Here is an 11,940-nt window from a genome sequence, read left to right as displayed (position 1 = left end):
CTATGCGGGCTGCTCATCGTACCGTGAGGTGGTCGCGGATCTTGGCCAGGGTCTTCTCGCCTATGCCGTCCACGTTGACCAATTCGTCCACGCTGGAGAAGGGTCCCCGGGCGTCACGGTAGGCGATGATGCTCGACGCGGTCACCGGACCGATGCCCTTGATGCTTTCCAGGGTCTCCTGGTCCGCGGTGTTCAGGTCGATGGCTTCCGGCGTGTGCGTCGGGGTCGTCGACGGCATGGGTGAGGTGGAAGGCTCCTGCGCCTGGGCGGTCGGCGGCGTGGTCCGTTCCGGGGATGGCGGCGCGGACGTCGGCGTCGCACCGGATGCGGAGAACACCGTGCCGTCATCCATTGCCAGCTCCATGGACTGCTGCACCAGCAGGGTGACGCTGGTCGCCAGGGCCCACAGGAGGATGAGGATGACCAGGATGGCATGGAACGGCTTGATGGACAGGCGGGGACGGTCGCGTTCCCCGTCCTCGCGGTCGGATTCGCGCACCCCCGCGTAGCGGTGCAGGACATCCGCGGTCGACGGCTTGGCACCTGCCCGCGGCGGCGGGGGCGGCGCGTCGCCGGGTGCGTATTGATGAAGACGGCTGCTCATGGCACCACTACACATGATGCGATGGGCAGCCGTCCACTTTCATGGCCTGATGTGGTCGCACGCACTGCATTCAGCCGTGCGCACAACTCACTGGCCGGGCACGATGGAGACGATCTTCGGCGCCTTGACGATCACCTTGCGCGGTGGCACACCGCCGAGGCGGTCGGCCACGGCGGCAAGCGCCTTTGCCTCGAGTTCCTTGGGATCGATGTCCGGGGAGACCTCGAGTCGGGCGCGCACCTTGCCCTTGATCTGCACCACGGCGGTCACGCTGTCCTGCCCCACGTAACGTTCGTCGGCCTGTGGCCAGGAGTGGTGCGCCAGGGACTCGTCATGCCCAAGGCGTGCCCACAGTTCTTCGGCGACATGCGGGGCGATGGGCGAGACCATGAGCACCAGCGGTTCGATGGCCGCGCGGGGTACCCGCCCCATGCCGGTGAGGTGGTTGTTGAGCACGATGAGCTTGGCGATGGCGGTGTTGGGACGCATGGCCTCCATTTCCTCGGTGACGGAGGCAATGGTGTTGTTGAGCAGCTTGAGCGTGGCCTCGTCCGGCGCGTCATCCGTGACGGTGACCTCGCCGGTGGCTTCGTCGATGACGTTGCGCCACAGACGCTGCAGGAAGCGCATGCCGCCGACCACGTTGCGCGTATTCCAGGGACGCGACTCGTCGAGCGGGCCCATGCTCATCTCGTACAGGCGGAAGGTGTCCGCGCCATAGTGGTCGTACATGTAGTCCGGGGTGACGATGTTCTTCAGGCTCTTGCCCATCTTGCCGAACTCACGGTTGACCTGTTCGCCGTCGTAGGTGTAGGTGACGGTGCCGTCCTCGCCCGTCCGCTCCTGCACGTCGTCCGCCGGCACGTACTGTCCGCGGTCGTCGGTGTAGGCGTACGCCTGGATCATGCCCTGGTTGAAGAGCTTGTGGAAGGGTTCGAAGGAATCCACGTAGCCCAGGTCGAAGAGCACCTTGTGCCAGAAGCGCGAATACAGCAGGTGCAGTACGGCATGCTCCACGCCGCCCACATACAGGTCGACGCCGCCGGCCTTGCCGCAGTCGGGCCTGTGGTCGGGTCCCATCCAGTAGTCGTATTCATCACGTTCGACCATGTGCTCGGCATCGTGCGGATCGAGGTAGCGCATGTAGTACCAGCAGGAACCGGCCCAGTTGGGCATGGTGTTCGTGTCGCGCCAATAGGTCTGCTCACCGTCGCCAAGGTCCATGGTGACCTCGATCCAGTCCTCGTTGCGGCTCAGCGGCGCTTCCGGGTTGGACTGCGCGTCGTCCGGGTCGAAGGTCTTCGGGCTGTAGTCGGGCACGTCCGGCAGGTTGATGGGCAGCTGGTCATCCGGGACCAAGTGCGGGACGCCGTCCTTGTCGTAGACGATCGGGAAGGGTTCTCCCCAGTAGCGCTGGCGGCTGAAGAGCCAGTCGCGCAGCCGGTAGCTGGTGGTGCCGTGACCCACCTGTGCCTCTTCGAGCCATGCGGTGGCTGCCGCGATGGCGTCGTCGACGCCCAGCCCATCGAGGCTGAGTGCGTCGCCGCGTGCCCATGTGGCGTCCACGGAGGAATTGATGACCGTGCCGTCATGGGACGTGTAGGGCGCCTTGCCTTCATAGTCGGCCAGGGTCTCGCCGGAGGATGCCGGCGGTTCGACCGTGTAGATCACGGGCAGTCCGTAGGCCTGCGCGAAATCGTAATCGCGCTGGTCGCCGCCCGGGACGGCCATGATGGCGCCGGTGCCGTAGTCCATGAGCACGTAGTCGGCGGTGAACAGCGGCAGCTGCGCGCCGGTGATGGGATTGGTGGCGGTCAGGCCGGTGAACAGGCCGGTCTTGGCACCGGCCTGTTCCACGCGGTCCTTGGCGGTCTTCGACTCGGCTGCCCTGCGGTATGCCTGCACGGCTTCCACCGGCGTGGCGTAGCCGCCGGTCCAGGATTCGTCGGTGCCTTCCGGCCAGGCGGCCGGCACATGCGTCAGGAGGGGATGTTCCGGGGAGACCACGGCAAAGGTGGTGCCGAACAGGGTATCGGGGCGGGTGGTATACACCTCCATGTCCTGCGGGCCGTCCGCGGTGTCCACGCGGAAATGCACGGAGGCGCCATGGGATTCGCCGATCCAGTTGCGCTGCATCAGCTTGACCTTCTGCGGCCAGTCGATGCTGTCGAGGTCCTCGGCCAGGCGGTGGCCGTACGCGGTGATGCGCATGGACCACTGGCGCAGTTCACGCTGGAAGACCGGGAAGTTGCCACGTTCGGAACGTCCCTCGGCGGTGACCTCCTCGTTGGCGAGCACGGTGCCCAGGCCTGGGCACCAGTTCACCGGGGACTTGGAGATGTAGGCGAGACGGTACCCGTTGAGCACCTCCTCCTGTTCGGAGTCGTCCAGTTCGTCCCAGGCCCGGCCTTCGTGGCCGTCGATGGGACGCACGCCCGACCGGAATTCCTCCACCAGTTCGGCGATGGGGCGTGCGCAACCCATGGAGCCGCTCGGGTTGGCCTTGTCCGGGTCGTACCAGGCGTCGAAGATGCGCGAGAAGATCCACTGCGTCCACCGTACGTACTCCGGGTCGATGGTGGCAAAGGAACGTCGGTCGTCGAAGCTCAGGCCCATGCGGGTCAGCTGGCGGCGCATGTTGGCGATGTTCGCCTCCGTGGTGATGCGGGGATGCTGGCCGGTCTGCACCGCGTACTGTTCCGCCGGCAGGCCGAACGCGTCATAGCCCATGGCGTGGAGCACGTTCTCGCCCTTCATGCGGTGGTAACGGCTCACCACATCGGTCGCCAGGTACCCCAGGGGGTGTCCCACATGCAGACCCTTGCCGGACGGGTAGGGGAACATGTCCATGGCGAAGAAGGAAGGACGCCCGTCGGCATGCCTTCCCTGGCCGTCGGTCAGGTCGCCGCTGACGTTCGCGGCCCAGAAGGTGCCTTCCTCCTGCCACCGCCTCTGCCATTTCTCCTCGATGGCCTGCGCCATCGAGGCATCGTAGCGGAAAGGTGCTTCTTCGGTTGTGGGTACGGCACGCTTCGCGCCGGTCTCGGTGTCATTCATGGGCACGATTATCGTGAGGTTGGTGGACAGGCGTCACTCCGCCGACTATGGCTGCACCGGCGGGTTGGCCGACATGTCTGCGTCGAAGCCGACCTGCGCGTGCAACGCGTCGATGCCGTCCTGCCAGGAACCGTCCTTGACCATGAGGGCGATGGCACTGTTCAGGGAGTCCACCAGCATCGTCTGATCGGGACGCACCCCGATGCCGAAGGCCACCTGGTGCCAGCTTTCGTCCACGACATCCACATAGTGGTCACCGGTCTGCTGGCGCAGACCCAAGGCGACCGGCTCGGGCGCGGCCACGACGTCGGAAACCCCGGCCAGCAGGGAGGACATGCACTGCTGGAAGGAGGAGCGCCGTTCGAGCTTGACGCCGGACGCATCCTCCGCGAGGGTCCGTGCCGCCACGCTTCCCTCGGTCACGCATGCGACCCGTCCCCTCAAGGTGTCCGGTCGTTCCTCCCCTGCCCGCATCAGTGCCGCTTCGCCGGTCACGAGATAGGGGTCCGTGTAGGCGACGTCGTCCACTACCACGGCCTTGCCGTCCGTGGGGCGCGGATAGGCGCCCAGGACCATGTCCACCTGCCCGTCCGCCAGCATCTGGCCGCGCTGGCCGGCTTCGACGGACCTGAAGACGATCTGCTTGCTGGAATACCCCATCGTCTTCGCGACCTGGGTGGCCACGTCGATGCTGAAGCCGGCATAGGAGCCATCATGGTACCAACTCATGCCCGGCTCGTCGGCGGGCACCCCGATGGTGACCATGGGACCGTTCGCCTGCCCGGGCGTCTCCACCCGGATGTCGGTGCCGCATGCCGACAGCGACACCAGGAGGGCGACAGCCGCCGATGACGCGACGCACTTCGTGGATCGACGCATGCTACCTCACTTGAACAACCGGGAACGGGTCAGAATCCATGCCGCCGCCAAGGACAGCGCCACGGCGATGACGACGATGACGACGAAGCCGAAAGGCGAGCCGCTCAGCGGCATGCCGAGCATGCCCGATTGGAAGTTCATGCCGTACATGGAGAAGATGAGCGTGGGCACGGACAGGGTGATCGAGATGATCGTGAAGATGCGCATCACGTTGCTCAGGTTGTTCGACACGACCGACGAGAAGGCGTCGGTCATGTTCGCAAGGACGCCGCTGTAGATGTTCGCCATCTCGATGGCCTGCTTGTTCTCGGTGATGACGTCCTCGAGCAGGTCCTCGTCCTCCGGGTACTGCTTGATGCGCGACAGCGTCATGAGCTTCTCCATGACGATCTCGTTCGACTTGAGCGACGTGTTGAAATACACCAGTGTCTTGCTCAGTTCCAGCAGCAGCAGGATCTCGCGGTTCTGCATGGAATGGCGCAGCCTGAGCTCCAGCTTGTCGGTCTCGCCGTCGATGATGCGCAGGTAACGCAGGTACATCGTGGCGTTGCGGTACAGGATCTGGAGGATGAAGCGCGAGCGCATGAAGGTGTTGAAGCCTCGGATGGTGCCCTCCATGAAGGGGTGGAGCACCGGGGTGTCCTGCATGCAGACGGTGACGATCATGGTCTTCGTGACGATGATCGACAACGGGATGGTCTCGTACCAGTTGCGTCCCGAGCGCTCCCCCACGGTGGGGATGTCGACGATGATCATGGTGTAGTCGTCCTCGACGTCCACGCGGGATCGTTCCTCGTCGTCGAGGGGCGCGCGCAGGTCGGCGAGGTCGATGCCCGTATCCTGCGCCACGGTGGTCAGCTCCACGTCGGTGGGGTCCGACAAGGACAGCCAGGACCCGCTTTCCGGATGCTCGATCCGTTCGACTTGCCCGTTGATCGTACTGAACATGCGCAGCATGGCCTCACCTGCCTCTCGTACCCGTGTGAATGGCGCCATGGCAAGCCATGGAGCGGGATGGTGGGCACATCCCGGCACACGGGGCAGCCCACCAGCAAACCATCAACAGTGTAGTCGCACCGGTGTGACAGGAGTCTCCTAGGCCTTGGCTCCCTTCACGGCCTTCCAGCTGCCCATGGCGGGGTTGTGCAGGGTGTCGGGGCCGTTCTCCCAGTCCACGGTCGAGGCCAGGGCGGGTCCTTGGTTGTATTCGTCGAGCAGCCACTGGAAGCCGTCGTCGTGCTCGCTGACGTGGAGGGTGCACCAGAAGGCGTTGCGCATGGCGCCGAGGGTGCTCAGGTCATCCACGTCCATGCCAAGCAGGGTGGCCACCGTCGCCACGGTCCAGGAGCCATGGGACACCACCAGCAAGGTACCGTGTCCCGGAGTTTCGCGGGCCTCGACGACCAGGGATTCGATGGCCCGGGCCCCGCGTTCCCCCACGGCCTGCCTGGTTTCCACGCCGTAGTCGGTCTCCCCGCCTTCGTGCGCGGTCCAGGAGGCGAAACCCTGCGGGTAGCGCTCGCGGATCTCCTCGCGGGTCATGCCTTCCCACTGCCCGAAGCTGCGTTCACGCAGGCGCGGGTCGAGCCGTACCGGCAGCCCGAGGATGTCGGCGGTGGCATGGGCCGTCTGCCTGGCGCGGAACAAATCGGAACACACGATGTCCAAGGTGCGGTCCGAGGCGGGTGCCAGACGGTATTCCTCGATGTCGCTGCGGCGTACCTCCGGGTCGTCCGATTGGGGCAGGAGGTCGGGATGGCGCGCGATGTTGGCGACCTTGGCCCAGTACAGGCGCGCCGCCAGCGCATAGGCGCTGTGGTCGGCCTGCCATTGGCCGACGATGTCCAGGGGGATGTCGACCTGCCCCTGCAGGCGTCGTGCCAGGTTGAAGCTGGTGCGCCCGTGGCGCTGGATGATGACTTCGTCGATCATGGGTGCCTTCCGCGCGGCTCAGTCCTTCGCGATGGTGGTGCCCGCGTGGGCCCCGGCGGACAGGTCCTCGATGTCGGTGATGGCGAGCACCGGCACGCAGGCGGGCACCTTCGTGCCCTTCTCCTTGGCGATCCTGACCTGCTCGTCGTAGATGTCGTCGTCCGCGTGCAGGACCACCTCGCCACGGAAGCGGTAGCCCTTCTTCTCGGCCAGGTTCACGTAGGCGACGACCAGCGGGCTGCCGTTCTCGAGGTTGCGGTAGGTCTGCCCGCCGGTGCGCTCATGGTAGGCAAGGTGGCTGTCGTCGAGTACGAACATCGACATCTTCGGGCCGAGGTCGGGCTGGCCGTCGGGGCTGACGGTGGCGACGAACGCAAGGTTGTCGTCGATGAACTGCTTCATGTCTTCGGTAAGGGTTGCCATGGTCTGTGTCCTTTCACTGAACGGATGGTACCCCCACTCTACGCGATTGCAGGCCTCCCCATGTCCATTACGCTGGTAGTCGCGACGCGGGTGCCGTGGAACGAAAAATCCCATCCGCAGATGCGGATGGGATGAAAGTGGAGCTAAGGAGATTCGAACTCCTGACCCTCTCCATGCCATGGAGATGCGCTACCAGCTGCGCCATAGCCCCGTGTACGGGAAACCGTGCGTGGTCCATTCGCACCACGAGCGGTCCGAGTGGAGCTAAGGAGATTCGAACTCCTGACCCTCTCCATGCCATGGAGATGCGCTACCAGCTGCGCCATAGCCCCGTGTGCGGTTTCTCGCAACTCGATTAATAATACACGAAACGATTCACCGCGCAAGTCTTCGGCGTGTCGCCTTTGGTTCCTAGGGCTGTGCTCCCGTCTGGCCACCGTCCTGGGACGTCTGGTCGTCCTTTTTGGCGGTGCCGCTGTCCGAGCCTTGGTTGGTCGTGGCATCCTGGCCGGTGCTGCCACTGTCGGCATCCTGCGAACCGTCGGTGGTGCCGCTGTCGCCGCCGTCCGTGGCGGTGCCGCTGTCCGTGCCGGTGGACTGCGTGGGAGTAGCGGTGCCCGAGGTCGCTGTCGGCGACGGCGACGAGGAGGCGGATGGGGAGGGGGTCTCGGTGGGGTTCACGATCTGGCCGTCGCCCTGTCCGTTGCCGTCCTGCACGGTGCCCTGTCCGGACTGCGACGGCGTGGTGGCGGGGGTGGTCACCGTGGGATGCACGATGTCGCGCACCACGCTGTCCGTGCCCTTGCCGTCGGTCAGGGCCAGGATGATGCCGGCGGTGACGCCGACGGCCACGAGGGCGGACACCACTGCGATCACGATGGCCACGCGGCGGTCATGCCTGGTCAACGCACCGGCACCGCCCGACGCATGGGAGGTGCCGTCCGAGGAGACGGTCCTGCCGATGCGGTGGCCGTCCTCGACCGGGATGTCCTGGGTGTCGTCGAGATTGGCGCCGTCCTTGTCTTCAACGCCGTCCTCAGCCTGGTCGTCGGTTCCGTCCTCGCCGTGCTTCTTGGCGACCAGCTGCATCTGGGCGGCCGTCTGCAGTTTTTCGCTGGAGGCGTCCAGGACGTTCTTGTAGATCTGCGATGCCGAGGTCGAGACGATGGATGCGACCGCGACGCCGATCACCGAGCCGGCGATGCCGATCTTCGATGACAGGAAGAACGAGGTGACCGCGGCCAACGCGCCGGCCAGCAGCTGGGAGAATGACAGTCCCTTGAAAAAATTCCTCACGTTGTCCTTTCCCGCGCGTGTCCCCGACTGGACGGGCTGGCACTCAACCTAGCATGATTGCGGATGTTCCCACAAGGGTGTATCCGCCAGGGCCGGACCGTGGTTGTAATCCTTGAGGATCCACCTGTCGGGATCCTCAAGTCCGGCGTCGAGGAGCCGGGCCCAGTGGGCATTGTCCATGGTGGTCACCGAGATGAAGTCCGGGAAGCGTTGCGCAATGCCGAACATCGCCTGCAGGGTGTTCTCTATGAGCGCACCGTGGGCGAAGACGAACAGGTCCGTGTCCTCGTCGGCCTGCCGGGACCATTCGCTGACCGCGGCAGCCCCGCGGGCACCCACGTGCTCGTGGGATTCGGCATGGTGGTTCATCTCGCCTCCGAGACCACGGCACCACAGCGCGAAATCCTCGGGCCATGCCTGGCGCAGCTCCTCGGCGCTCCTGCCCTCGAAATCGCCGAAGGCTCGTTCACGCAACCGCTCGTCCCGGTGGATCGGCAGTCCCAGCGGGTCCGCGAAGGCACGGGCCGTCTGCAGGGCCCGTTCCAGCGGCGAGGAGATCACCAGCTGACGCCGCCCGGGGCGCACATACAGCTCGCGCAGGGCCTGTCCGGTCTGTTCGACCTGCCAGAGCCCCGTCTCGTCGAGCGGGATGTCGATGTTGCCCTGTACCCGGCCGGCCGCATTGTAGCCGGTACGGCCGTGGCGCACGAGCAGTACGGAGGCCGCGCTCATTCCTGCGTGGCCTCCTGTGGCAGTTCGAGGTCCACCTGCGGGCAGTCGCGCCACAGGCGTTCGAGGTTGTAGAAGCCGCGGGCTTCCTCATGCATCACGTGCACGATGATGTCGCCGTAGTCCAGGAGGATCCACTGGGCCTCGGCGATGCCCTCACGGGACTTGGGGTGCACCTGCGCCTTGAGCGCCAGGTCCTTTTCGATCTCCTCGGCGACGGCCAACACCTGGCGTTCGTTGGATGCGCTGGCGACGAGCATCGTGTCGCAGATCGCCATCTGGTTGGATACGTCGAAGGCGACGATGTCCTCTGCCTTCATGCGGTCGGCGGCAGCCGCCGCGATGCGGGTCTCGTCGATGGATTGCTGCAATGCGGTCATGTCAGTCACGCTCCCAGGCTGGTTTCCAATGGTCCACGACGTGCTGCGCGTTCTCGGAGTACACCATGGCGTCGTCGGGCACGTCATGGCGGATCACAGAGCCGGCGCCGCTGGTCACGTCGTCGCCGACCTCGACCGGTGCGACGAAGAGGTTGCCGGCGCCGATATGCACGCGCGAACCGATCGTGGTGTGGTTCTTGTGCACGCCGTCGTAGTTGGCGGTGATGGTGCCACCGCCGATGTTCGTGTGCTCGCCGAGGTCGGCGTCGCCCACGTAGCTCAGGTGCGGCACCTTGGTGCCGTTGCCGATGTGCGCCTTCTTCATCTCCACGAAGGCGCCGGCCTTGGATTCCCGGCCCAGTTCGTTGCCCGGACGCAGATAGGCCCACGGTCCGATGGTGGCGTGTGCGCCGATATGCGACGACTGGACGCGGGAACGCTCCACGGTGGCGCCCTCGTCCACGACAGCATCGATGAGGGTGGTGTAGGGGCCGACGACCGCACCCTTGCTGATGACGCTCGACCCCTGCAGGAAGGATCCCGGCAGGATGACGGCGTCACGGCCGATGGTCACGTCGTCCTCGATCCAGGTGTTGGCCGGGTCGAGGATGGTCACGCCACGGCGCATCCATGCCTCGCACACCCGCAGGTTGTAGGCCTTGGCGAGGGCCGCGAGCTGGACGCGGTCGTTGACGCCTTCCACACGCAGGGCGTCCGGCGCCGCGAAGGCGCCGACCTTGCCGCTGTCCTTGGCGGCCTTGAGCGCGTCGGTGAGGTAGAACTCCCCCTGCGCGTTGTCCGCGTCCAGGTCGGCGATGGCTTCCTTGAGCACCTTGCCCTCGAAGACGTATACCGAGGTGTTCACCTCGTGGACGGCGAGTTCGCTGCTATTGGCGTCCTTCTGTTCGACGATCTTGAGCACGTCGCCGTCATGGTCCCTGATGATGCGCCCGTAGCCGGTCGGGTCGTCCAGCACGGTGGTCAGCACGGTGGCGTCGTCGCCGCTGGTGCGGTGGTAGTCGAGGAGGGATTCAAGGGTGTCCGCGTCCAGGAGCGGCATGTCGGAAGCGACGATGACGATCGGGCCGTCCGGCACGCCGTCCTGCCCCAGTTCCGCGAGCGCGCACTGCACGGCACGCCCGGTGCCCGGGATCTCGTCCTGGTGCACGATGAGGGCGTCGGGGTCATGGGCGAGGGCTTCCTGCGCGACACGTTCGCCCTGGTGGCGAACCACCACTGCCAGCGTGGCCGGTTCGAGGGCGCCGACCGATGCCATCACGCGCTCCAGGAAGGTCTTGCCTGCGAACTGGTGCAGGACCTTGGGCATGGAGGAACGCATGCGCGTCCCCTCGCCCGCGGCGAGCACGATCGCTGCGGTTACTGTCATGAGAAAAGCCTCCAGACACATTCATCGACCGGTCTTACGAAAAGCGTCCGACCCCATGGCTCGCATGGAATCGGACGCGATGCGCTCCCCCACCTGGACTCGAACCAAGACAAAGGGTTCCAAAGACCCGTGTGCTGCCATTACACCATGGGGGAACGGCGGAACGAATCCCGCCAAGGGACCATTATGCCATAGTCCTTGACATTGGGGCATCACCGTCAGGCGAACAGGAATCCCTTGCCGTGGTGCTCCGGATAGGTGTCGAAGAGCTCGGCGACGGACCCGTCCTCGAATACCGCCTTGATGGCGCTTGCCAGGAGCGGCGCGATGGACAGGACCGTCAGGCCGTCCCAGCGCTTCTCGTCCGGGATCGGCACGGTGTCGGTGAGGACGACCTCGCGTGCGCCGCAGTTCTTGAGCCGTTCGACGGCCGGGCCCGACAGTACGCCATGGGTGGCCACCACGGTCACGGACCTGGCGCCGGCGTCCTGCAGCACCTTGCAGGCACCGGCGATGGTGCCGGCGGTGTCGATGAGGTCGTCAACGAGGACGCAGTCCTTGCCCTTGACATCACCGACGACTCGGTTGGCTACGGCTTGGTTGGGACGCGTGATGTCGCGGGTCTTGTGCACGAAGGCGAGTGGGCCGCCGCCCAGCCGTGCGGCCCACTGTTCGGCCACGCGGATGCGTCCGGCATCCGGGGAGACGACGGTCACGTTGTCGAGGTTGCCAGCGAAGCGGTCACGAATGTAGTCCACGAGCACCGGCATGGCGATGAGATGGTCGACCGGCCCGTCGAAGAAGCCCTGGGACTGTGCCGCATGCAGGTCGACGCTCATGATGCGGTCTGCGCCTGCGGTCTTGAGCAGGTCGAAGACCAGGCGGCAGGAGATGGGTTCGCGGCCACGGTGCTTCTTGTCCTGGCGCGAATAGCCCAACAGGGGGCTGACGGCGGTGATGGAGCGGGCCGAGGCACGCTTGAGGGCGTCGATCATGATGAGCTGTTCCATGATGGCCTGGTTGACCGGCTCGTTGTGGCTCTGCAGCACGAAGACGTCCGCGCCGCGCACCGACTCGGTGTACCGCACGTACATCTCACCGTTGGCGAAATCGTAGGCGGTGGTCTCCAGAACGTCGATGCCCAGCTGGTCGGCTACGTCGGCGGCCAGCTTCGGATGCGCCCTGCCCGTGACGAGAATGAGGTTTTTGTCTGGCTTGCCTTCGAGGATTGCGCTCACCGTATCTCCAAACGT

At 65.6% G+C, this 11,940-nt stretch carries 11 protein-coding genes and 3 tRNA genes; all 14 read right to left on the bottom strand.

What is annotated here, in order from left to right:
- Positions 1-13: 13 nt before the first annotated feature.
- Entirely contained in the window at positions 14-604 is a 591-nt protein-coding gene (locus tag BCUN_RS08555) for a ComEA family DNA-binding protein (protein WP_051920966.1), read from the bottom strand.
- An 87-nt stretch (positions 605-691) separates the two neighbouring features.
- Positions 692-3,661 carry a leucine--tRNA ligase gene (leuS, locus tag BCUN_RS08550; protein WP_033516601.1) on the bottom strand — a complete coding sequence of 990 codons (2,970 nt, stop codon included), beginning with the start codon at positions 3,659-3,661 and terminating at the stop codon, positions 692-694.
- 45 nt (positions 3,662-3,706) lie between these two features.
- On the bottom strand, positions 3,707-4,540 hold the full coding sequence (locus BCUN_RS08545) for a transporter substrate-binding domain-containing protein (protein ID WP_033516603.1): 834 nt from the start codon (positions 4,538-4,540) through the stop codon (positions 3,707-3,709).
- A 6-nt stretch (positions 4,541-4,546) separates the two neighbouring features.
- Positions 4,547-5,497: a magnesium transporter CorA family protein gene (locus tag BCUN_RS08540; RefSeq protein ID WP_033516605.1), complete on the bottom strand. Its 951-nt coding sequence runs from the start codon at positions 5,495-5,497 to the stop codon at positions 4,547-4,549.
- Positions 5,498-5,635: 138 nt separating this feature from the next.
- A complete protein-coding gene (locus BCUN_RS08535; protein WP_033516607.1) occupies positions 5,636-6,472 on the bottom strand; it encodes a histidine phosphatase family protein in 837 nt (278 codons plus the stop codon).
- Positions 6,473-6,490: 18 nt separating this feature from the next.
- Positions 6,491-6,895, bottom strand: a complete 405-nt coding sequence (locus tag BCUN_RS08530; protein ID WP_033516608.1) for a pyridoxamine 5'-phosphate oxidase family protein — start codon at positions 6,893-6,895, stop codon at positions 6,491-6,493.
- A 138-nt stretch (positions 6,896-7,033) separates the two neighbouring features.
- Positions 7,034-7,106: transfer RNA gene (locus BCUN_RS08525), tRNA-Ala, on the bottom strand.
- 48 nt (positions 7,107-7,154) lie between these two features.
- Positions 7,155-7,227 (bottom strand) — tRNA-Ala (locus BCUN_RS08520).
- A 79-nt stretch (positions 7,228-7,306) separates the two neighbouring features.
- On the bottom strand, positions 7,307-8,191 hold the full coding sequence (locus tag BCUN_RS08515; RefSeq protein WP_033516610.1) for a hypothetical protein: 885 nt from the start codon (positions 8,189-8,191) through the stop codon (positions 7,307-7,309).
- A 48-nt stretch (positions 8,192-8,239) separates the two neighbouring features.
- Positions 8,240-8,923 (bottom strand): histidine phosphatase family protein, encoded by a 684-nt coding sequence (locus BCUN_RS08510; RefSeq protein ID WP_051920965.1) that lies wholly within the window; start codon positions 8,921-8,923, stop codon positions 8,240-8,242.
- Positions 8,920-9,300, bottom strand: a complete 381-nt coding sequence (gene rsfS / locus BCUN_RS08505; RefSeq protein ID WP_033516612.1) for a ribosome silencing factor — start codon at positions 9,298-9,300, stop codon at positions 8,920-8,922. The genes BCUN_RS08510 and rsfS overlap by 4 nt, the downstream gene beginning before the upstream one ends.
- 1 nt (position 9,301) lies before the next feature.
- Positions 9,302-10,687: a bifunctional UDP-N-acetylglucosamine diphosphorylase/glucosamine-1-phosphate N-acetyltransferase GlmU gene (gene glmU / locus BCUN_RS08500; RefSeq protein ID WP_033516614.1), complete on the bottom strand. Its 1,386-nt coding sequence runs from the start codon at positions 10,685-10,687 to the stop codon at positions 9,302-9,304.
- Between the two features lie 84 nt (positions 10,688-10,771).
- A tRNA-Gln gene (locus tag BCUN_RS08495) sits at positions 10,772-10,842 on the bottom strand.
- 63 nt (positions 10,843-10,905) lie between these two features.
- The gene (locus BCUN_RS08490) at positions 10,906-11,925 is read right to left on the bottom strand and encodes a ribose-phosphate diphosphokinase (protein WP_033516616.1); all 1,020 of its coding nucleotides are present in this window, start codon (positions 11,923-11,925) and stop codon (positions 10,906-10,908) included.
- Positions 11,926-11,940 lie beyond the last annotated feature (15 nt).

This window comes from Bifidobacterium cuniculi, from assembly GCF_000741575.1.
Lineage (GTDB): Bacteria > Actinomycetota > Actinomycetes > Actinomycetales > Bifidobacteriaceae > Bifidobacterium > Bifidobacterium cuniculi.
This window is presented reverse-complemented; position numbering and strand designations above follow the sequence as displayed.

Coding starts and splice junctions, on each gene's coding strand:
- BCUN_RS08535 (WP_033516607.1), bottom strand. CDS start 6,472: ATGATCGACGAAGTCATCATCCAGCGCCACGGGCGCACCAGCTTCAAC.
- BCUN_RS08540 (WP_033516605.1), bottom strand. CDS start 5,497: ATGCTGCGCATGTTCAGTACGATCAACGGGCAAGTCGAACGGATCGAG.
- rsfS (WP_033516612.1), bottom strand. CDS start 9,300: ATGACCGCATTGCAGCAATCCATCGACGAGACCCGCATCGCGGCGGCT.
- BCUN_RS08545 (WP_033516603.1), bottom strand. CDS start 4,540: ATGCGTCGATCCACGAAGTGCGTCGCGTCATCGGCGGCTGTCGCCCTC.
- BCUN_RS08530 (WP_033516608.1), bottom strand. CDS start 6,895: ATGGCAACCCTTACCGAAGACATGAAGCAGTTCATCGACGACAACCTT.
- BCUN_RS08510 (WP_051920965.1), bottom strand. CDS start 8,923: ATGAGCGCGGCCTCCGTACTGCTCGTGCGCCACGGCCGTACCGGCTAC.
- leuS (WP_033516601.1), bottom strand. CDS start 3,661: ATGAATGACACCGAGACCGGCGCGAAGCGTGCCGTACCCACAACCGAA.
- glmU (WP_033516614.1), bottom strand. CDS start 10,687: ATGACAGTAACCGCAGCGATCGTGCTCGCCGCGGGCGAGGGGACGCGC.
- BCUN_RS08555 (WP_051920966.1), bottom strand. CDS start 604: ATGAGCAGCCGTCTTCATCAATACGCACCCGGCGACGCGCCGCCCCCG.